This is a genomic window from Neptuniibacter sp. PT8_73 (assembly GCF_047778045.1).
GTDB lineage: Bacteria > Pseudomonadota > Gammaproteobacteria > Pseudomonadales > Balneatricaceae > Neptuniibacter.
This window is the reverse complement of the sequence record NZ_CP180545.1, coordinates 1142889-1167887: the sequence shown is the minus strand read 5'-3', so window position 1 is coordinate 1167887 and position 24999 is coordinate 1142889. Positions and strand designations below refer to the sequence as shown.

The following is a 24999-nucleotide window of genomic DNA, read 5'->3' as shown; positions in this document are numbered from 1 at the left end:
GTTCCTCTTGGGTTCTGCTGGGGTTCCTCTCAGAGACTCATTCTGTATATTTAAACGCCTCTCCTTTATATTCCTTAATAAAATTAATAAAAGTGAAGAACTCGTCTGGCATATCAAGAAGCCTGACTTTTTCCTTAAGCCTTCCGCATAGTTCCTGATCCCGACAATAAAATTCATCAGTGCCAGAAAACAGCGGAACATTATATCCATACAAACCCATAAAAAGAGCTCGTAGCATATATTGCTGCACTCCCATTTCTACACCTGAGGACGTAATGTGATCCCGATCAAAGAGCTTTAAATCAAAAAATTCCACATCGATACATTGCAACAGAGTTAATAAAAAATCCAAATATCGATCATCCTGATATTTCATTCGTCTCTTTTCAATACTTAAATCTTTAAAATTCTTTTTGAAAAAATACTCATAAAAACTCTGGACAAGCAACCCGAAGAGCACGTCGTGACTCCCAAGTATAGGCTGCCATTTTGTTTCTCCCAAAGGAATAGGGAACGTACGTTTAGCACTATATGTGTCACCATAAACCCAAAAAAATGCTTCATGAGCTAGATTTGGACAAAATCCATGCTCGGGGATAGATGAAAAATGAGAAAACGATTCTATAAATAGGTTCTTTTTAATGTTCAAAAAACCTGCCTCTAGGGAGTCATTGTTAACTTCATACCATTGAGCAACATGTTGTATCAAGTTTTCCAATTGATTAAGAGTATTAGCTGGGGTGTATAAAATCGCTTTAGAAAAATCAATGATCCTCATATTTTCATCTAAGCCAATACGCTTTAAATACTGGAGCTCGCCTTTTATATACTTATCTAAATCTCCGGTAAAGAAATACTCCTTATAATGCTGCCACCTATATTTTGGCTGTTCATCATAAGTACCCCAATAGATTTTTTCCCAATCTTCACGCCGTTGTGCCTGCCAAATTTCACTCTCTACTTGAGGAAATTCAGTTACGGATAAACTTTTAACCTGTTCACTGCTTTTAGTATCAGGGCTTTTCTGCTTACGTGGAGGGCGACGTTTGAATTCTTTTAGAGACCCATTTCTAATAGCAAAAAACTCTTTTTCCCCTGCTGTATCATAGTAAAGTTCAGCGTAAGAATTACTCAGATTTTTTTCCAATATGGTATTGAGTAAATCTTGAACCATAGCATGATCGAAACTACACCCTAAAACTACAATGATTTGGTCACCACGATTCTCACACTGACTATAGCGTAAATCATCAACTATCTCGGAGGCTTTACCTTCCAATTCAGTATGCAATTCATCAGCTAGTTTTTCATTTTCACAGTCAAAAAAAAGACTAATAGTATCTTCACTCATGATGATCCATAATTATTATCATTTTTTAAAAAAACTCTATTACTACTGATCAATTTCATTAAAGCTGAGCCTCTACTTCTGATATAGCCGCATCCAACATATCTGAACGGTACTGAGCTCCAAGTTGGTTTAAAAACTCTACCATCGTTGATAGATCAATTAATTTACCCACTTTGCCTTTATCAAGTTCAGTAACTTGTTCTGTAAAAGCTTTACGGTCATCATCAAGATTACTCGGATCAACTGACAAAGCTTTACGTAAGGAGGGTTCGTCGGGGCTGACTATGTCTCTTGCAACACCCGCTTTAAAATCAAGAAAAAGCCACTGTATACCTGAAACGGTAATATATGGAGCCTTATCTTTACCAGTGGGCTTCCCTGCTAATTCGGCTTCTGAATTAACATACTTAGCTTTATTCTTAAGAGCAATTCTATCTGTAATAAACTGCCGATGAGGACTACCCTTGGCACCAGCATGCTGCTTTTCAACATTATGATAAACCCATCTTGTCACACTTACTTTTTGCAAAGGGCTACGATCAACCTTTGATTTAGCTTTCCAAGATTTGACCTCAATCCAATTTTCATCGCTAAGCCGAGATCCAGTTAGAATATCGATCTTACGCTCTATTTCCCTACTATCGTTATAACCTTCATTAGAAAGTATTGCTTCCGAGGTATTAAAAATCCTAATCAAGCGCCTAATCTCAATACCAACCACCTTTTTGCTGCTAGCTTGAGATAGTAATTGTTGCTTAGCAAGCTCGAGCAAGTGAAAACTTGCTCCATGAATTTTGTTAATAGCCGCTCCAGCTCTTTTTTCTTTCGCAACTAACGCTGGTGCTGCCGCCATATATAATTTACGTAATTCATGGATATTATGTTCGTAAAGCGCCTTCTCTTCCGCAGTCTCGCCTTGATTAAATAACTCACCGCTGTCTACCTGTTCCTCAAGGAAAGCAATAACCATAATCTGTGTAAGTGGAGGGATTCTCCTACCATTATAATTTGTTAAATACCCCCGAAGCTGTTGAACAGAGCCTTTCCCTAAAACCTTTATTGATGCTCGTAACATCTGAAGATTGAAGATATAAGGAATGTAAATTTTTGTGGCTTTAGGGTTTTCACGTATTACTTTCGCAACTTTACCGAGAGATTGACTTGGCGCTTCAACTTTTTGAAAAGCAGGAGCTAACTCTTTTAAAGCTTTGCCTAAGCGCGCACCTACTCCCGTATCAATCTTCCCCTTACTCGCATACGCACTACCCATAACCCAAGACAGCGGGTTATTTGCATATACCTCTTCCTGTGGAGCATTCATATTGTATGCAGTTTCCTCTAACAACTCAGGATCTGCCAACGAGATAAATTCAAACCAGTTAATTAAGTCATCGGTTGAATTAATTGTAGAAACAATTACAGAAAGCCCCTCTCTCGCTTCTTCATCTTTAAACATGTCCGCCAAAACAATAAAGGTCGCTATCCCTTGGAAAATAAGGTCAAAGTCACGCTTTTTAGCCTTATCATACATCCGCTTTAAAGCACCAGCTAAGTACTTAGTTGCAGTGCCATTCACACGATTCATTAATCGAATCGCCAACTTAGCCGGTGTAACTACGATCTTAAGCGGCGCCGCCGGAGGGAATAGGGTTAACAGATCCAAAACCGCAACCGAAAAGGCGACTATGTCGACGTCACGACCCGCGACCATATTTCCGAGTTGGTCCCAAATAACACCAACACTATCCAACCCAACGAGAGAGCCTACGATTTCAACTACATCCCAAAATCCGATGTCGTAGGCATAAGCTGAATTAATAAAGAAATTACCGGTTTGATGGAGGCCAGATGCCACCAACATATTAAAGTTGTTTCCATAGACCCCACCATTTGCTACTGCAAATTCGTTTATTGGAGGAGCACCATTTATCAACTCTGAATCAACAACAAACTGCGTAAGACGGGAGAAATAATCATACGACAGCAAACTTACATAGGCAGTTTTATCACCTGATGTTATCGCTACTCGCTGCTGAGTCAGGCGACCACCAAAGCTTTGCATCTTGTTGTTACTATTGATGTTGACGGTAGAGTAACCTGTGTTGTCTACATCTACCCCAACACTCTCCTGACCATTGTCAAAAGTAACCAGTGGAGCTGAACGCCAATCAAACCATTTTAGAGACGAGATCTGACCTTGCATGCCAGAACCAATTTGTAGATCTGCGTCTAAATAACTTAACTCACCTTCTGAACTTTCCTCTTGCTGTAATAAATCATCCTGATCGATATATAACAGCGGCACCGCTAATTTTTGATAAGTAACTTTACTGACGGTTGTTGTAACTTCTTCAGCCTGGTTATTTACTTCGAGTGTCAGTTTTCCTTGATAAAATCTGGCAGCAATTTTATGCCAAGTTCCGAGAGTGATAGGCTGACTTTCAACTGTAGTAACAATCGGATTTCCGCCTGCATCATTACCACTAAGAGTAAGAACTAGAGTGCCGTGGGCCGTTGACTCTAAAGTCAGACCGTCACCAAGGTTTAAGACCTCACCACCAAATTGCTCAAGTTTAATAGCGGTCGCAAAAGAAAGACCGTCATTCCGTAACAAACGATGCGCAGACTCTACATACATATATGCCGGTATATTGGTACCAGCCTCATCGGTTTGTAACTGATCGAATTTAAAATGATCGCCTGCGGATTCAATATTACCTTTGCCCGTTGTCACGTTAAAAACGGTACCACTGCTGAAACCTACATCATCATCTGCAGTATTTTCATGGATAAAGTCCATCCAGTAAGCTGCAAGCATGTGCCGGTTAGGGTCATAGAGTGTACCTAGTTGCAACGAAACGTGATCATCTTCGTTACCAAAAAGCTGTGCAGATGCATTTGTACGATAAAGCGTTCTTATCGCTGAGGTATCGTAACGTGTATATTGATATTCGCCGTCAATATCTCTATCGCCAACCATTTTAGTAAAATGGGTACCAATGCGAGCAGTGCCGTCCGGTAGCACTTCGTTTGGATCGATATAGACATTTAAGGTTTTATTTTTAACGTCCTGTAATCCGACCCTAGCAGTAATTTGAGCTTGCCCAGCCACATCTGGAGCAATATATGTAGCGAGGATTTTACCTGTTCCATCTGTCTGCAATGATGATTCAACAATTCTTCCGAAGTTTGTTGTAACAAGTACTTCCGTATCTGTTATTGGCTCTCCAGTTCCATCATAGATGATCATTTCAATTGGGTTACTTGAACCTGCCGGCACTGATTCCTGAACAAGTAGTTCACCCATCGATATTGCCTGTACATCGAAAGCAATATTTGCACTCGCTTTGTCTGCCAATACTGTTAAAGATGAGGATTCAGGGAACTCAGTGCCTTTCAGATAAACATCTAGCTTGCCATTAACTGTAGAAAATTCAGCTGCGTCGGTATTTCGGCCATCATAACCATTAGATTTCAGTCTGATTGAACCAGCAAGGACTAGCTCTACAGGTGTTCCATCTTCAACAAGGTTTCCATGTGCATCTCTGACAGTAATATTGACGTGCTTCTCACCTTTACCTTCAACATATAGATCCCCTGTATCTTCAATTGTGATACTCGCAGGTACACCTGGGACCACTAGCACGTTTAAATGTGCACTCGCTTCTTCAATATTATCTAGATCAGCCCTTCTGATGGATGATTCAATTTTCAGTCGACTGCCCGCTAACTTTGGTATTGTCAGTACATTACTGAAAAAGGCCGTTTCTTCCTGAATCTCGGGGTCATTATATGTCTCTAGACTCCCTCCTCCAGAGAGGCTCCATTTGACCCTATGTGGATTTTTATATTGATCTTCTCTAAATGAATAACCAACTAATTCGCTACGTATTTCTAGTTCGTCCTGGTCAGCAGTAACAATGATTGAGCCATCTTCATCAACAGGGTCATCTTCATCACGTAAGGCGTATAAATTAATAAATTCAAAAGCAAATTCCCAAAGCACATTGCCTGCGTCATTATTAGTGTATAAACGCATGGTCAATAGATCTTCTGCACTCAACTCAGATAGCTGATCAATATTGCTAAATTTAAGTGTTTTATTCTCTTCTAAAGTAAGCTCAACCTCTTCTTCTCCTAAAGCAAGAACCATCTGTTGTGGGCCGTCAATAGGTGAAAGACGATCAAACTGACTATCGAGAAGTGTATAAAGGGCTTCTACTAAATCATCACTGCTGGCAATTGCGGGCATCTGTAAAGGAAGTTGGTCATCGGTCTCATAGGTATAAGCCAAGCCGCCATATTTCCTTTTGACTTCCTGCATCTCCAACTCATACTGACTGAACTGATACTCAGGACGGTAGTTCCAAGCATATGTTGGTGCAGGCGCCTCAGTTTCTACAGTCGGCTCTGCTCCACTCGCTACTTCGTTAACAATCTGCTTAAAATCATTCAGCGTCTGCCATGTACTATTCTCATCAAACAATGGCGATAAAAACGGAGTCAGTTTCGCCGGGCGACTATCGTAAGGCGCTAAAGCACCCACACTGCTTCCGGCCGCAAAGTCGGGGCCTTCATCCTTAGCCGTTCCATTTATGTGGATATAGTAGTGTTCTGGAACAGATAAATTGCTATTGATGGTCAGTACTTGAAGCTGTTTACCTGGCGCAATTGGAAACTCTGCTAAGTCTGATTGACCGACATCGGAAGCGGCCTCTAGCACATTATTAGAAACGACCTTCGCTAGTCGGCCGGTATAGCCGTACTGTTCACCATTATCACTACTTAAACCTTCAGGCAGCGGTGTGCCATCTTGATCCAACCACTCAGTGTAAATCGTAATTTTTTGATCTGAGGTTAATGAAGCACCTTCTGCACCGATCACGTAGCTACGATCTTCATCCTTTGTTAAACCTTGCTCTACGGTGTAATCACGCTCAGCCCAGACTTTTAGGTTAGGCGGCGTCATCGAGATGCCATCAACCGGTGTATTAAGAAGCGAGCCTGGGTTATCTCCGGCTGAACCTAATTGCACGCGTGCTGACCCCATATAACCGGTTGCACGGTTAATGGCGATAATACGTACGGATTCACCTGGTTTTAGATGATCAGCATCAAGCTGTTGATAAGGCTCGGATAGACGCGCTTTGGTATTAAACTCGGCAAAATCGGTACCTCGACCTAAACCACCAATATTAGTATTAAAATCCATCGGGCCGCGGAGCATGATGCTGTAGAAGAAATGCCCTGCATCATCGTAATATTTTGCTTGAGCACGACCATCGATCTCTTCATCTCTAAGGCCTATACGCTCAACAACTAGCTCACCCGTTGATTCTCTAAACACGAGGATATCGGTGTTTTGGTAGTCATCACGGCTGATAGATTTTAGATAACCTGCTGGCTCAAGACGTTTTTCTTGATCTATCAGACGGACAAGATCGGGCGCTACATATTCCGCATCAGCGCTAAAATCAGGTTCTTCAAAATATACAGCTTGGACCTCTGCCGTATCTTCGCCACCTTTAACAAACTTTTCCCAAATTACACCGTCAGGCTCGACAATCTCTTGCATAACCCCTGCGTAGGTAAAATCTAAGGTGCCATCACCGTTAAAATCATAGTTTTTCTGGACGACATTTTTCTCTTGCTCAGCAAAACTGTGGTATTCGGTTTTATCACCAATCGCAACGGTAGAACCATCCGGGTTTTTAAGATTCACAAGACCGGTTAAAAACATAACATCAACCCAAAGGTCGATAGATTGGCTTTTAACTATAGGCGTGGCAGGAAAATACACTGGGGGCTGTAGAGGGTGGATTTGCACCATATTGGGGTAGCAAAAATCCCAATCCTGTCGTCTTAAAAAGTAAGGAATCGTTGGCGAGCCCGAAGGACGGAAATTCTGATATCTTAGTTCAGCATAAACGTCTGTCGTAAACTCAAAACCGCCAACAGGACAAGGAGGTAGAAAGTAATTAAGACGGTATTTACCTTCACTATCTGTTGCCGCAATGCCTCCAGGATAAGCAAATTCACTGACTGAGACTCTGATACCACCTACAGGACCAAAGATAGTGTCGTCTTGAGTACGAGAAGAACTTTTACGTGCCGCTTGTGGATCAGTCGCATTGCCATAAAAACCAACACGATAGGCAATATTATTAGGCGCTGTAGTAATGACGTTACCTTCTGGGCTTAGGACTACAGATTTTGCCGATGTAGGAAGGTCATAATTTTCGGCCAAGTTTACGCTAAAGGTTAATAAAACAAGCTCTTTATCTCGCTGTTGGCCTAAACGATTGTGTTCTGCACGTACTAAAACACTTTTAACATTGTCTGACAGTGTAGGCTTTTTAATAAAACCATTTACAAGATCGTCAGCCGTTTCGGCTGATGCCACCGCGGGTAAAAAGTCGCGCTGCAAATATTGGGCTTTACTTAACAGTTCTGCGCCTTTCGCCAAGGTATCTTGGTAATGTAATTTGTAGTCGTCGAGGCGCTTTTTTTCTTGGCGATAAGTCGCCGCCGAAATGATTTTTAACTGATTGATCTGAGTTTTGTAATCCTGCGGGATAGGCACTTCACGCAGCTCTTCACCATTTGAGCCGTATTCCACCAAGATAGGCTGATTGGTCTCTGGATCGGTAACCACACTGCGCGCCATAACAGCGCCATGCTTATGTGAAGGCACAGCAAGTGATTCATCTATCCAAAGGTGTGCCAATGCTCCCACCGAGAGAACACCTAATACTGTGGATAACAACGTGCCGATAGATTTTTTAGGGCTTCGCATAATTGTGCAGTCCTTGCTAACTCACTTGCTTAAGCTGGAGGGTAAGCGCCTCCAGCCCAAAAAATTAATACTTATTGCAATATCGCTTTCAGTTGTAGAAGACTCATCTGGCCTTCTGCAACTGCCTGTAAGCTTTCCTGATGTTTTGGATCCACAACCGCATAGCCAATGAAATCAAGCACTTGATAAGCCACTGGGGTCACGCTTTTAACACGGTTATTTTCCAACAAGCCTATACCTACAGGCTCGATAACTTCTTGATCTGGGTTGTAACCCACCAAGACGACATATTCGGTTTGATCCGGGATATAGCTGTAGTCTTCTCTCAAAGCAGGTACCGCGATATCGACATCGATAGTCCCTTCAACTACGACGCCCCGCGGTTGCTGAGCAAATAACCACAACGGCACAGCGCCTTGCTGAACACGCGCAGTAAACTGTTCGAAACTTAAGAATTGAGAATGTAGGTAACCACTACGCTTATCATCAGTGAAAGAAAGATCCGCATTGGTCAGGTCTAGTTTCAGCTCACCTGCGGCCAGATCTAACACCTGTCCGCCCGATACATATTGATAAGGCTGGTCAGTATTCAGCTCTTGTAAGCGAATAACGCCGGCATTGTTATTACGACCTTCTTGAACCAAGAGTGAAATCTCTTGGCTACCGAAACGGTTGTTGCTGCCGTTGATATTGATCTTAAGCTGGTACTTACCTGCAGGGATAACTTGGTCCGCTCTCTCCTGATAACCAAATGCAAAACCACCGTCATTGTTGGTTGTTTGCACACGATCTAGCTCTGGAATAGAAACCGAAATGCCGGCAACTGGCTGACCAAATAGATCAACAACTGTGCCTTGAATAAAGGTTGGTAGCGGCCTTACCTTAAATTCTGTACGAGCAAGCTCGACATTGTCATAGATTAAGTCCACATAGATTTGAGCATCAAAACCAAATTGACGATCAGGGTAGAAAGCAACGGCTTTGTTACCAGGCAGCAGTGTTAGGGTGCCATCTAAGAGCTCTCGATCTCTATGCACTTCTTGCAGTTGATAACCTTTGGCTTCTAAGAAGTTAACACCCGGCTCATCGGAATTGATATAGGTTTGGCCGTGTAAAGTTTCACGGATCTCAACCTGCAGTTTTTGAATATCGACTTCTTTATTGAAATAGAACTCAACCGTGGCATTAGGTTCAACACCGCTGAAACCATTCTCTGGCTCAATACGTAATAGCTCTAAAGGTTGTTGTTCTGGGTTAACGACTGAAATATCACGTGTCGTAGAAGCTAGCAGTTGCCCTGCACTTCCCAATACACTGATCTTGATTTGATACTCACCCGTATCTCCCGGAACCGTTAGGTTACCCGTGGCTAAAGTATCTGTTAACGATAGCGAGATTTCGGTTTGATCTTCTAGTTGAGCAACAACCGTTTCACCCTGTTGTAACCCTTGGATACGCGCTGCTACTTGTAGGGAAATTGGATCACTGCCACCCAACAGTTCTGTATTTGAACTTGGGATTAATAGATTAACGCTATGATTGCTAAACGCCTGCAATGCATAGTTTAGCGTTGCATCGTTACCGCTAAAGTCTCTTGCCTGAAGCTGTACTGAGGTTTCCTCACCTACGCTGAGTGCTAATGGCACAGCAAAGGTATATCGACCTGCATCTGCCGTCGGCAATAGCCCTACTGGTTGATCATTTACGGTAAAGCTCGCTAGATTCGCATCTTCGACAGAGCCAGTTAGATAATAAGGGTTGTCGGTAACATCATTAACCACAGGAAGATCAATTAAAGGCGATGACAGCGTAATGGTCGGCGCTGAAGCATCACGACCATAAGTGACCGTTTTAACCGTCGTTTTGCCTAATGAGTCAGTGACACTGATATCTACAGAACGTTGGTTCTCACCAGCAGAAAACTCAATATCCGTTGATACCTGATATTGATACTTTAATTCACCCATTGGGAATTCTGTTGGTGTAACGGTTTGCCCATCCACTTGAATGATAGCTGGGCCTGCAAAACTATTTACAGTCGCAACTAATCTGAATCTATCTTGATTAAGAACGGCAGTATCTAAAGGCTGCAAGATGCTGATTGCTGGTGCAGCTAATTCCCCAGCATCCTGTGGCAAGTAAGTAATCAATAGATTTTCGGTTTGCTCACCATCAGATGTCACAACTCTTAACGTAAATGAGTTATCTCCCAATTGAAGAGGTATTTCTGGAAGATCAAACGCGTAGACACCGTTTTGCAATGTGCCTACAGGCGTAATTTGCCATTCATCAACGTAGAACTGCACATCAGTTAAAGGTAATAAGGTATGTACCTCACCTATCAACGTAAATTGAGGATCACGCACTACACTACCCGATACCGGTTGCAATGCTGCAAAGCTCGGCGGTGATATCCGGTCAATAACTAAGCTTTGAGTCGCCTGATTGCCTGACAGATCTGTTAATACAAATGACAGATTATTCAGCTCCACGAGTAATGGGATATCGACTGAAAAATCATTGTCTGTAATCACTGCATTAAACTGACCACCAGGGAAACGATCATTGGTGATGACTAATGAACTGACACCAGAATATGGCTGTTCCGGATCGTTAACTGTACCCGTAATAGTGACAAAGTCAGACTCAATTTGCTGGCCGTTCGGGTTTTGAATCGTCAGTACAGGCTCTACAGTATCTGGGTAATCCGCTGCGTCTTCCGGGTTTGTGCCTCTTTCCTGCTCAAACTCATTGTCAAAACCATCGCCATCGCGGTCTGGATCGGAGTTATCCCCAATACCGTCGCCATCAAGGTCATGGGTTTCGGATGGATCATCCGGAAACGCATCAGAACCGTTATCCACGCCATCACCATCGCGATCATCGTCGATACTGTCTGGAATTCCATCGCCATCGAAATCTGGTGGTGTGCTTGAGGCATCGTTAGGATCTGTCCCTACCGTTTCCTCGTGTTCGTTGGATATGCCATCACCATCACGATCGGCATCAGCATTGTCACCAATACCGTCTCCATCTAGGTCGCTTGATTCAGAAGCATCATCAGGGAAAGCATCTTGATCATTATCGACACCGTCACCATCACGATCGCTGTCTAGGCTGTCGGGAATACCGTCGCTGTCTTGGTCTGCTGGCACGCTACTGGTGTCATTTGGATCGGTACCAACTTGTGTTTCATAATCATTGGAAATACCATCGCCATCACGGTCTGTATCAGCGTTATCGCCAATGCCATCGCCATCTAAATCGCTGCTTTCGAATGGGTTATCTGGGAAAGCATCCTGATCATTATTGACACCATCACCGTCACGGTCTGGATCTAATGCGTCAGGAATATTATCGCCATCAGCATCTGCTGGTGTGCTGCTTGCGTCGTTAGGGTCTGTGCCTAACTGTTCTTCATGTTCGTTTGAGATACCGTCGCCATCACGGTCCAGATCGGCATTGTCACCAATACCGTCACCATCTAAATCAGATGTTTCAGTAGCATCGTCAGGGAACGCATCGGCATCGTTATCAACACCATCACCATCCCTATCGTCATCAAGGCTATCCGGTATGCCATCATTATCTAGATCCGGCGGAGTGCTTTGAGGATCGTTAGGATCCGTCCCTACTTGCTCCTCAGTATCGTTTGAATAACCATCGCCATCGCGGTCTGTATCGCTATTATCGCCTTGGCCATCACCATCGATATCAGACCATTCTGATGCGTCACGCGGGAAGGCATCCTCTTCATTTAAATAGCCATCACCATCAATATCTGGATCAATATCATCTGGTATACCGTCGCCATCTAAATCATTTTCAATAACGCCACAGATGCCAGTTAGATCCGAAGAGGTCATCTGTTCTTGATCATTTCTCACAAAAGCAAACGGATCAAGAGTGATGTTTTCGCCGCTAGCATTACCTGTTAGATACGCACCTGATTTTAGATACACATCGTTCTTTGCATAGATCGTCGCTTTTACCGTTGAGCCTCTACCTAGTTCAACATCTTGGCTACCGTAAATAACAAGGCGAGATTCCTCGAAATCGGCTCTACGAGGCACAGCATTTACACGGCTAAACCATGGAATAGTCAGATCATTCTTAACAAATAATCTTGCCGTTCCTTCGCCACGTACACGAATCTTAACGCCCTGCGCCATTACCATTTCATCAACATAGTAATCAGCTGGTGCTAATACCAAGATACTCGAGCGATCCATTTGAATAGAACGAATATGTACAACGGGTTGATCACTAGTGCCTTGGGTGAAGGTAAATTTTGCGCGTGTAGCTAGATCAATGGTGTTAATCGGATCGGTGTCGAGTGACAGCTGAAAGTTGTCTCGACGTGCGACATTAAAATTTAGTGTGCCATTTTGAGCAGGGAAAGTGATCGGGTGTGATGTGGCTGCTGCTGTGCCTGAAGCTTCACATTCGTCATAGCCACAACTACGAAAGAACCAACTGCCCCAAAGAGGTTGTTGGATATTTGGAGTAGCTAGAACATTCTCTTGGCCATTTAACAATCGAGAGAAGCTATAAAAACTGATTGTGCCGTTATCACTATGGGTCTGAAGACCATCAGGGAATACAGCCGTACACTGTTCTGCATATGCCGAATTAGCGGCCAGAATAGCTACGAGCGCTGTAACCGTCTGAGCTGCTTTGCTGCACTTCTTAAATAAAGGTGTATATATATACGACACTGTAAACGTCCTGTTCTACGACTGCTTCCTGCACAATCAGCCAAATGTTTAACTACTGGTGATATTCAATTTTTGCTTCCGCTACGACCTCATCAGAAGCACGTTTCACGGCTTTTCGCACTTGCTGAGGTGATAACATTTTACGAATCTGACCACTAACCTCAGACAGAGGTTTAGGAGGCAACGTTGTTTCCCCCACGACTTTCGCAAAGTAAATGTTGCCCTCAATAAAGATGGCTGAAGTCACCTGACCTTTATTTAGAGTGTTGATAGCTTGCGTTAGTCGTGTATCTAACTGTCCTGCACTACTGGTCTTCTGTAGCACTAGATCACCAGGTAGATTTTGTACAAGTTGGGTCCAATCATCTGAGGATTCAATTTGAGGCTGGTTTTGCAAAACTGATTGTTTCAACTCATCATCCAGCGGCTTGGAAGAGCGAAGGATTTCTAGCTGTTTTATCGTTGCTCCGCCAAACTGATCAGGGTTTTTGGTGTAATAATCCTGCACCATCGACACACTGACGGGTTGAGGCTGAGCGTAATGAGACAGGTACTCTTTTATAAAGAGCTCCTGTTCATAAGCTTTAACTTTTTGGGCTATTTCACTCAGCGTATCTTCACTCAACTCTTGTTTGATCTTTTGTTTCATGGCTTCGCCAGCGATCAAACTTTGTAAGACTTTTTGGTTTACTTCTTCATTCGCATAAAGAAGCTCTGCCTGACTGAATGTACGTCTGATTGTGTACTCTAAGTCTTGCTGAGTTATCGACTCGCCATTAACACTCACCAAAGCATCGGGCTGGACACTTTGGGTAGCGGGCGTTTGGCTTGTGGGTTCCGAAGCATCTTCTGACTTTTCACTACAGCCGCTTAACATAACTAGGGCCGACAATGTCAGGAGAGGCAATGAAGATCTAAGTTTCCTAGGCAACATCACTACAACCTTTCAACAGCAAATTAATTAGATTTAGCTAGCAAGCGCTCTACTTCAGCATTTTTGGCTTCTTGCCTTAGCTGATATCTAATTTCACCTTTGACTGCTTCAAAAGGTTTTTTAATCGTCTGTGGGCCTTCCAGGGCTTTGATAATATGGAAACCAAAAGTCGTGGCTACAGGCTTACTGTATTCACCCGGTTTAAGAGAAAATAACGTTTGAGAAAAGGCTTTGTCGACTGCGCCTTCTTTCATCCAGCCTAGCTCACCACCTTTTTTACCTGAAACGCTGTCTTGTGAATAAAGCTTAGCTAGTTCGGCAAAGTCTTCGCCTGTTTCAAGCTTGCTATACACTTCATGCGCAGACGTTAATACAGACTGACGCTCAGCTTCAGACATTTTGTTACCCACTCGAAACAAAATGTGAGCGGCTTTAACTTGAGTGCTCTGATACTGATCTATGTGGGAGGCGTAATAGTTTTGCAGCTTATCGTCGGTAACGGCTGTTTGGAGGAATTTTTCAAAATAACGACTCATCAGCATCTGCTTTCTGAGTTCATTAAGCTCGGCATCAATTAAGTCTTTATCCAGCAGAGCTTCAGAACTAATTGCCGCAGCCATTTTTTCTTGGCGGTTGTACTCATCCTGAGCACGTTTTATCCGCTTTTCATCATTCTCTGCAATACGTTTAAGCTTAAGGTAAGACTTAAACTGAGCATCCATTGCTTCTACAGAGGAAGACTGCGCCGGGGTCGTCTTATCTGCTTCACCACAAGCCACAACTAATGGCAAAACAACCAGAGAAACTACTAACCCTTTAATTTTGTTCATAATTTTAAAACATCCTTGCAACGCGCAACTAAATCCAATTTAAGTTGCGCAGTATTTTGCATTATTTTTGTTCAATTTAATAGCCAACAAACAATACAGCCGAGACTTAATTAGTACGGAATTTAGGCCAACACAAAAGACCTCAGTTACTAGTTCGGGCCCTCATAACCGCCATAGTCTCCATAACCTCCGTCGCCATAGTCACTTATTAGATTTCCGAGACAATCCCTCTCGCCCTCTTCGACAAATAGGTCAAAATCTATTGTTTCACCTTCACCCAAAGTTCCATAATCGATATACGTGTAATAATCAGAGACTTCGACAATATATTGACCAGCTTCTAACTCGTGCGTCATATGAATACCTCGTGAATCACACCCGACACCAGCGTCATATCGAGATTCGTGCGTCCAACGATTATCACCATTCCAGTCATAAACATTCATTCCTATGCTCCAATTTGCGGTAGGAATACGGAACGTATAAAGACCTGCCTGCTGAATCTCAATATATTGATAAACAGAGCTTGGAATAATTAACTCGCGAGTAGCTAATAGTGGAACCTGTTGCAACTCATAAGGCTCATGCGGAACCTCTGGAGGCGCAGTGATAACGAGTGGTTGAGCCTCGGATTGAGTCATATTACCGGTGCTATCAATCGCTATTACCCGATACTGATAGGAGCCAGTCTGCAGCCCCCCTATTTCAGGGTTGGTTATAGGTATAGACACGTTATAGCGATCATTTGAAGAAAGCTGGTAGGAATATTCCTCCCATTCTATGAATATTTCCCTATCTACATTGTGTACATAGCCTAGCAAAATAGGTCCATTTCCTAAGCTACCCTCTTCTCCTATAAGCTCATTTCCTATTGCCTTAGCATCATACTCACCAGATCCACCAAGATCTGATTCATCTTTATAAGCGTAGGCAGCCACGAGGATTACATTACGCCCATTGTCTTCGATATCAGCAGTCATTGAAGTTAAAGCTCCAGTACTTATGTTCAACGCATTGAAGCTATTTAAGAACTCAGGTGCAGGGTCAATTTCTCTATCAAAAATCTCCGGTGTAGACCAGTCACGCTGAATATCATAAATACTCGTATCTTCCGTCATACAATCCAACGAGACACTAAGGGATAAATGATTCTCCTGATCGATCATATAATTCTCTTCAGGTACAAACTCATACCCATTCAAAGAATCATAAATGTTCCTTTGCGCATTATCTTCCCGCCAAGTATTAATTGGGGACGAATGATTAACGCTAAAGCGATAGTTATCGGAATAAGGGATAGGAGCCTGTTCCAAACCTTCAAATGGTCTATATATTAATACTCGCCATTCGAAAGGCAGCGCTTCAAAAGATCGAAGTAAATCACGGGACTCCGACGTATAATTGCCCCCTGGTATAAGGTCATAAATTATCCCATCCTGAGCCTGACTAGTGATTTCAAGGTCGTATGGAGCTAAACAGCTGTCTTCTTCTGTCACTGTCACAGCAGGACCATGAATCCCTCGAACCCTTGGTATTTCATTGTGATCTCGATATTCAGTGACTCGATAATTTATATTCTTTCCAGAATCTCCAGATTGAATTCGATATACGCTGTCATAAATTTTCTGGTATTCCTCTGTAGCTGTAAGCTCCTGCAATACACCCTTATAGACACTTAAACCGAAGTTCCACTTCCCAATAATCGGGTTTATTAAATCAGTGTCATATTCAAAGGCAATTCGATGCTCGCACCACTCATCGGTTTCAATATTACAACTTAGAGGTGAAGAGTAAGACCCAAAGTCAATTGTTGATAAGTTCTGATCAAAGGCTTCAGCTTCATAATATGGAGCTACCAACAACGCATAAGACCCACTAGGAAGATAGCCATTGACCGAAATAACCTGTTCACCAATACCTGTTTCAGTATTAAAAACATAATTTGATTCTAAACGATCATTTTGTTTGGTGCTTGGGGCCCCATTTTCTAATCGATAAAGCTCATAAGCGATAACAGTATTAGAAGTCGCTGGGGAAGTAATTCTGACCAGCTCTTGATTACTCACAGGTTTATCAACTTTGAATATAAATTCTTCGGTTAAATATTCAGAATTAATGTTTGCATCTTTTCGTACATATTCAGACCCTGAGACAGGAAGTAAAGACGCCTCACCTTCATTGCTTGAACCTGGGAAAGAGACTCTGGTTCGATGGAAAGCAAACTTATCATAGAGAGGATCCGATAAACGTATTACCCTATGGATATTTCTATCGGCACACCAAGAATCATGGATACACGAAATTTTAACCAATTCCGATTCTTCACCGTCTCCTTCAAAAACACCTTCCTCTGCGTAATATCGGTCATCATCAGGCCCAGATATTCTTACTGCTCCGCGTTCTATGTCTGCAGCTGTTAGCGAGACCTCAGGGTCCAGATCAACACCGATAACCAGCAACGTAGGATTGTATATAGAAGACTCACTTGCGATGCTCAGTTCTACATGCGTCAAATCTTCATCAGCAATGTATTCATAATGTACGTCTAAATTAACCTTATCAGTATAATCAGCCTTGGCATCTCTATAGTTGTATAGCTGAACCATTGGTCGATGATCTCCGGAGATCAAGAACGACCCTATATTTGCTCCTCCGCGAAGGTCACCAGTTAATAAATACTTATGCAAAGGTACGTAGTATCTTTCTTCTGCATAACCATCATTATCCACAACGGCAGAAATAACCGGAGAATACAGCTGGGTTTCTTCTAACCAACCAATCCCTCTTAACTGCGGGTACTTACGCATTTCTTCGAAAAAGTCATCATCTTCATCAAGTCTATTTAATATGGTGACATGTTTTAAGTCACTCAACGTAACCATAGGCTTACCATCAATGTAAGTCTCCACTATCACTTTATTAAAGGCTGCATCCTCTACCGAATATGGCAGATCAACGACACGGTTTTCAGCCAGAGAAATACCTTCTGTCGATAGCCCAGCAAGGTTAGTTACTGGATCGCTTAGTACAGGCAATTGCAGAGTTGCAGAATGCTGAATTGGTATCACTAATGACTCAGGGAGACTTAGATCGTTGATGGTCGCATCTAAACTCAATAACCCACCAATTTCACTAGGAACCCCATCAGGGAACACTAGACGGTAGCGATTAGAGTAACCGTATTCATTGATCTCCAAGCGTTGGATATATGCACCACAATATACTGAGCATGGCGCAGGCATATCTTCCCTATAAGGGATAGTTTCACCATCCAATAAGAATACATAACTTGAATCTTCCAGTACTGAAGCCGGTATATTCGTAGCTACATCAAATGTGATGAAGCCATGATCCGCACCGCGATAAAGCGCCTGAGCTGGATGCGTATCAACAAGCACAATTTCAGGAAGCTGAATTTCACCAGAAGCTGCTGCTTCTATGGTGATATCCACAAGCTGATTGAAATTAGCATTTTCAAAATACTGAACTTCAATCTGAGTTGTGCCTTCAGATAGCAATTCAACCGAACCAAGGTAGTCCACTGTTGCAATCGATTCAGCCAGGCTCTGATATCCAACTAAGCCAGGAAGATCAGTTATTACAGCTTGATGATCACGACCTTCATAACGGAAAGTTGCTACTACTGAAATTTGTCGGATTGCTGACGAATCACCTAATACATGCTCAATTGATGTCGGTGTGACAGTAATACCTGTGATGTATAGCGGATCCACATCTTTATCAAATTCATTTGTAGGGTCTGTGCCAGTTACAGCCTCAACCAAATCCGGTACACCATCATTGTCAGTATCTGACACATGCGGGTTAGAACCGAAGATACTCACTTCTTGATAGTCATCTAAACCATCATTATCGGTATCGGCATTATCCAGTTTGGTGGTTGCGATAACCTCTTCTAAGTTGGTTAGACCATCGCCATCCAGATCATCATCGCCATCACGAATACCATCGTTATCACTATCGGCATTTGCAGGGTCTAGGCCATCTAGTGAGAATTCCAGTTCATTTGATAGTCCATCTTGGTCATAGTCACCACCTATCTGAAGTACAGTTAGCATCAGTTCGTTACTACTGTATTCATCATTAACAGGCACACCAGGTAAGAAGAAGTGAGCTACCGGCCCTCCGAAGCCTTGCTCTTCTACTGTTAGCAGTAATCTTTGGCCATCAGCTAAACCTTCTCCACTATGAGTTGGTAACTGGAATGTCTCGCTTGTTTCAAACAGCTCAATCACATTTTCCAAATCATAGGTTTCTGGTGCATCACTTACGATACGTTCAACAGATACACTTAGAGGGCTAGGGATAGTATCAGCCCTTTCCATCTCAATTTCATATTCAGTACCTTCCAATACATATCTGTATTCAGGAATGTTGAAACGAACCATATGTGTACAAGCTAATAAACTCTGATCCAATACAGGGTCATTAGCAGCTTCGCCAATCAAATTACTTGGTGTATTCGTAATGTTGTAACAAGTATCCAATGGCAATACTTGCTCAGGCGTAAATGACACTAATCCACTGTCAGGGCCGTCACTACTGATTGCAAACTCACCAGCAATGGCATTGTTACCTGAGCTAATCAGCGCTGGCGCAGCAGAAGAACTTGTATCTTCAATCACTGCTTCGGTGTAGTGCAGATGAAGTGGCGTAATTTGGCTGTTGCGAACAACAGTAAAGCCACTTTCATCAATCGCTGGACGACGTTTTAGGAAATCTAAGGTGTAATCACCAAACACGCTCAGCCCACTGACCGCATCATCACCACTGATTTGTGTCGCTTTTACAATCACAGTTTCAATTTCTTCGTTTCTAACCGTGAATTCACCACGACCTTGATTCAAAGTAATTGTCTGATCTTGGGCTGCGTGATTGATAAGCGCAGATGCATCGACTTGTAGCTGCAGCTGTGGATTTGCATCACGGCTTGCACCGAACGGTTCAAACGTCGTCACTAAGTTGCGATATCTGTCTTGCAACAAGGCGCGCATAGTCACGGTTTCGCCGGCTTCTAAACGCTCAACAACACCGAATCGATGATTAGTTCGAGAAACTTCTTCGAAGCTAACTTGGAAAGCATCATTAGGGATAACATCCAAGGTAACAGCAGACGTAAACTGTGGCGATCCAGCATCAGTAACAACATAAGATGTTTCTACTTCCGGATTATCCGTATCCACACCTAAACCGAACTGGTAACTACCCGCAAGCGTGGCAACAGACATAGGTATCAATACCTCACCACCTTGAACTCTCAAGGTAGCCTCTTCCCCGCCACCAGCTAAGGTTCTAACTTCTGCATTATTGGCAAATCCAAAGTGGAATCCTGCTGGTAATGTCACTTTAACTTTCGTAAGGCTATCAACCTCTACAAAGTTTCCGCCCTGGTCATAAGCACGGAAGAATAGCGGCGTAGTTTCACCCGCTTTCTGTGTTGGCACATGGCTTAGACGCATCTCATGGGTCACACCTGTATCAATACGGATACGACGAGCTGTGCTGATAGAGCTAAAGTTCACCAGCGTTGCTTTAAGATCATGGATGCCGGCTATCTGAGCTGTATCGAATGTTAACGAAGCTAAGCCGTTAATATCCGTTGTAGTTGTTCCAAGTTGAACAACTTCAGTAGTACCCACATCTGTACGCACAGGTTTTAGTGCCCACTTGATATCAATATTTGGCACGCGTCTATTAGCTGTATCCACAACAGCGACTTGGTAAATAGCCTGATCGCCCACTTGCATAGCCAGCGGGTTGTAATCGGCTTGATCTTGTTCTTTATGGAACTCCACAGCATTAGGTAAACGCGTCAACAAGACAGTTTGAATATCTGTATCGTTGCTTTGACCTAAGTGATCGGTAATACGAATTGCGAAGCGATACTCATCATCCGGTGTATCCGCATCAGGCAGACGAATGGAGAGGTTCTCTTTATCCTCAAGAACTTTTTGATCAACCTTTCTGCCCACAACGCCATTACGCGGTGATAACTCAATTAAGCTAACGCTTAGAGGTGTGTCACCATCGTTCGCCACTGTTAAACCAGTGACCTCAACATTGAAGGTATTGTTATAGAAATCTGTCGCAGGGTAACTTAGCGTTAGCAGATCAGCTTGCGGCTCTAGATCTTCCTTCACAATTACATCAAGGGTCTGCTCAGTTACCTGGCCAATATCATCATACACTTTGATGGTCAGCGGCTCTGTTACTTGACCCACAACTCTTACGGCACGTGAGTCACGTAGATTCAACGTTCGAGTGAGTTGCTTAACACCTTTGGCATCAATAGATGTAATAAAACCATTCCAAGTAATTTCAACACGCTCAACAGATACCACATCTGCTACAGAGAATTTCACCGCAAACGGATTACTTTCAATAATTTCAGCAACACCACCCGTTACCTCAAATAGGTTAACTGACGGCGCGGTATCCTCAACGATAGTGTAGGTTTCACTGGAGAGACTACTGTTGCCAGCTTTATCTTTGACTTCCAGTTCATAAGTCAAAACTTGGCCCAACAGCGCAGTAGTTTCTGTGAAGTTGATAGTTCCAGATTCAAACTTAGCGGCAACGATCACACCGTTTCGACGTAGGATCGCAGATTCAACACCACTCTCTGAATCATTGAAATCAATACTGATTTCAAAATCGTGCTCTTCAACGATTTCATTACCAGCTAACAATGGCCCATCAATTTCGAACGCTTCAATCTGTGGATCAACCGCGTCTTCAATACGTAGGAATTGAACGACTTCTGATTCGGTACGGTTACCAAACACATCGATAGCAACAACTTTCAGGTACTTGCCATTGTCGGCAAGGCCATAAGTTCTGAAGATCACGAATTCCGGACCATAATGCTTACCAATTAAGCTAAATGGACCTGCTTCGTTATCCGCTTGATAGTATTCAACTTGATAGATCGGTTGAGCACTGTCTTGAACTACAGCACGAATTTCGAGTGGTTTCGGAATATAGGTTTCCTGACCAGCTACCGGCGTTGTAATTAGAGCCTTAAATCCATTTTCAGGTAGCTCTTCACCTTGCAACAGCACTTCTAAGGATTCAGAACGATAGATTTCACCTTGTTTAGATTCAATCTCAGCAACTAAAGCAAACGGCTGACCATTTCGTAAACTAGAAGGCACTTGCACAGATGCCTTATACGGCCAGCTTGATGTACCCGCGATTAGCTGGTCATTAATGAAGTAACGAACAGAGTTAACATGAGTTGTTTCTGTTAATGCCAGATTTAAGCGATCACCCTGTTGGTAAACAGTATCCGCTTCAGGCATTACCATAGCTGGATTTGCACGATCCACTGACAAGGTTAAATCATAAATTTGATAACCCTTATCACCCAACGCAACAGCAAAACGATGATCTTCAAAATCAATAGCCGTCACTAGACCCGGCAGTACCGTGTCAACTTCAGGAATCCACTGCCAGCTTTCAATATCAATCGCTTTTACTCTGCTATCGACACCTCGTTGTGCAACAAGCAGTACACCGCGATTATTCGCTAAATCTACCGTTTGATTGCCATCTTCAAGCGTAAGAACTTGATCACTGTAGGTATTCAAATTCATACGATGAATATCAGCACCCACATTGAAGAACAGATAATCGCCTGATACTGACAAGTTACGAATTGCGTCATTCGCACCATCAATAAGTACACTTACATTAACTAGGTAAGGATCTGCTGGTAGATCAACTGCGCGAACTTTATAAAGGCGACGAGATGATGTTGCGGCAAAGATCGTCTCACCATGAGCAACCATACCGATAATGGACTCACCATCTGGCAGTTCAACAACCGTTTGCTGATCAAGGTCACTTAGACTTGCTAGATGGATACGATGCTCATCTGCCGCCAACAAGCGTCCTGCTGAGGTAACGATATTGCTAGCATTAATATTTTTAAAGACAACCCGGTCTACTTCTTTACCTCTAAATAGAGGGTCAGAGTTAACCGCTACAACAACTCTTCTGTCTTGCTGAGCCAAGAAGAATCGATCTGAATCGATTGCAACTTTTTGCGTTGCTAGGCTGTAAGGCTGTTTTGGATACGCAGCTTCTTTCCAAATGCCCATCTCTTCACTAGCTGCCAATGATCCGTAATAGCTTGCTGCAGAGATAACACGACCGTTACGAATAGCTATATCCGCCATGCTGCCTTTAGATTCGCCACTTGCAAATACTAGGCTTGCTCCGGTTTGACGCTTAGGCAGGCTCAGTTTGAAGCCTTGTGCACCACCTAACCAAATTTGCCCATCAAACACTTTAGCGTGCTCTACAGAGCCAATATTCTCCAGACGGACTAATCCTAGGGATACTGGATAGACCGGATTTGCGAGATCGAACAGCTGGATTTCTTGTCCAGCAACAGAGAACGCGATCAGCTGAGAATCGCTGTAAAGCAGTTTACCGACCTGGAACTGCAATCCGTTGAATGTATAAAGCTCATTGCGTTCATTCAGGCTGAATAACTGACCATCTGTTGAAGCAAGATAAAGCACACCATTTTCATAAGCGGATGCTGTGATGCCTTGTAATTCAATCGGATCAGATATCGCTTTAAACGACTTGGTTAATTCAACTACAGAATCACTGGCAACTACAAAATAGCCGCCTGAGGTAGTTGAGTAGATATCGTAAATAGTCTCGCCTTCGGCAACATTAACTACTTTCACAAACTCAATCACATTGCCTGCAACAGTAAATCTATGCAGTTTGCCATCGACTACAGCGGCAATGTTTTCAAACTGAAGAGCTATGGCTGTAACTTCACCGGAAGTATTGACTGTACTCAAGATCTGGTAGTTTTCAGCAGGGTCAACAATGATCATGCGCTGATCATTTAGCGCTAGAAGTAAACGATCTTGTAAACGAACCAGTGCTGTAATGTCTGCTTCAAATTCAGCAAGTAGATCACCTTGCTGATTCAATAGCTGACGTCCCTGAGTTACCCACGCTTGAGACACATCAGGAAGCATACGATCAAACGATAGAGTATCAGGTAAATACTCAGGCATGCTTTGTGAACCAACGGTTACGATCTCCTCGACCGAACGGCTATTCCCATAACCATCATAGATCTGCCCCGTAACTGTTAGCTCTGTGCTTCCTTCAGGAATTGCAAACGAAACCAGACTGCTATCCGAAGCTATCAATGAACCCTGCTGATCTCTAACTTCAAGTCTCGATTGATATTCAGCTAAAGAATCCGCTCTTAATTCATAAGTAACGATGGCACCTTCTAGCGCTCTTGCAGATACGCCATCAAGTTTAGGCGCAGGTAGTTTCAGTTTTGGATATACACGAATGCCTATCTGGCTCTGAGCATACTCATAACTATCACCAAAGTACGCACGGACCTGTAGTGTTAAATTATCCTGCTGTTCAATTTGAGGTAACTGAATAGCCAGCTTGCCATGAATATCTGCACTGATTACTCGTCCTAACTGATTTTCATTGAAATCTAATAGAACAACTTCAGCAAAACGGAATTCGTTGTTGCTTGTAGTTGACGCTAAGTATTCAACTGAAACTAGATCACCTTCTTGATAACTCGCATTGTTTTGCGGTGCCAACAAGGTTGCCGAATGCTGATCCGCTACGTTATCAACCAGATCAACCAAGATATCAGGGCGCGATCCACTATTAACAATGTGTGTCAGAGTTATAGAAGTGTCTTCAGGTAAACGTAGCCATTGGATACTTTCTCCTGAAAGTAGCTGTGGCATAGACTTAGTTTCACCTTCAATAGAGATCTGTTGACGATCAATCACAGCATCCGCTGATGCCAGACCAATCATTGGAACTAGAGCCCCTTTGACAAGTTGCGCCCCATTAGAAGGTTGTAAACTATCAATTGCAGCATTGAGGTTTTTATCAAACGTAACAGTAAAGTCATCTTGGCCACCGTGTGTATGCAGAGCGACTTCTACCTGAGAACCCGTGAGCTCTACCCAAGGAATAAACACTTGGTTCGCTGCAATGCGCACTGCGGACAGTATGTCACCACTTAGATCGGAAACTACCAGCTCTGACGCCCAATCTAAACCTTCAGCATCAGCGATCAACGTTAGGCCATTGGATCTATACATCAGATCAACGTTATTAATTACCGGTAATGCATCAATTGAGATCGCTCTATCTTGAATACGATTTTCAGCAATTTGATACATTGAACCTGCAGTAATCGCCAATTGATCATACTGCTCGGATAAGAAGCCAACTAAATCAGCGTCCTGTACTGCTACCCATAGTTTGGTCTGATCAGCACGCTGTAACTGCGCCCAAATTAAGTTTCCATCAGATACAAGCTGCAGAACCTC

6 protein-coding genes (1 of these 6 cut by a window edge) are annotated in these 24999 nt (G+C 43.0%); all 6 read right to left on the bottom strand.

The genetic code is table 11. The annotated features are described in order from the left end of the window. Window positions 1-37 precede the first annotated feature (37 nt). Complete coding sequence (locus ACMXYN_RS04975; protein WP_415893761.1) at window positions 38-1351, bottom strand: hypothetical protein; 1314 nt, start codon at window positions 1349-1351, stop codon at window positions 38-40. A 58-nt stretch (window positions 1352-1409) separates the two neighbouring features. Then, window positions 1410-8147, bottom strand: a complete 6738-nt coding sequence (locus ACMXYN_RS04970; protein ID WP_415893760.1) for a hypothetical protein — start codon at window positions 8145-8147, stop codon at window positions 1410-1412. A 71-nt stretch (window positions 8148-8218) separates the two neighbouring features. Further along, entirely contained in the window at window positions 8219-12865 is a 4647-nt protein-coding gene (locus ACMXYN_RS04965) for a hypothetical protein (RefSeq protein ID WP_415893759.1), read from the bottom strand. Between the two features lie 52 nt (window positions 12866-12917). Further along, window positions 12918-13799, bottom strand: coding sequence for a peptidyl-prolyl cis-trans isomerase (locus ACMXYN_RS04960; RefSeq protein WP_415893758.1), 882 nt, complete (start codon window positions 13797-13799; stop codon window positions 12918-12920). 23 nt (window positions 13800-13822) lie between these two features. After that, window positions 13823-14629 (bottom strand): peptidylprolyl isomerase, encoded by an 807-nt coding sequence (locus tag ACMXYN_RS04955; protein WP_415893757.1) that lies wholly within the window; start codon window positions 14627-14629, stop codon window positions 13823-13825. A gap of 149 nt (window positions 14630-14778) precedes the next feature. Beyond that, on the bottom strand, window positions 14779-24999 hold the 3' portion of the coding sequence (locus tag ACMXYN_RS04950; RefSeq protein WP_415893756.1) for an Ig-like domain-containing protein. 25752 nt of this gene lie beyond the right edge of the window; 10221 of the gene's 35973 nt are visible here — the last part of the coding sequence; its start codon lies off the right edge, out of view — the gene reads right to left on this strand; it ends in the stop codon at window positions 14779-14781.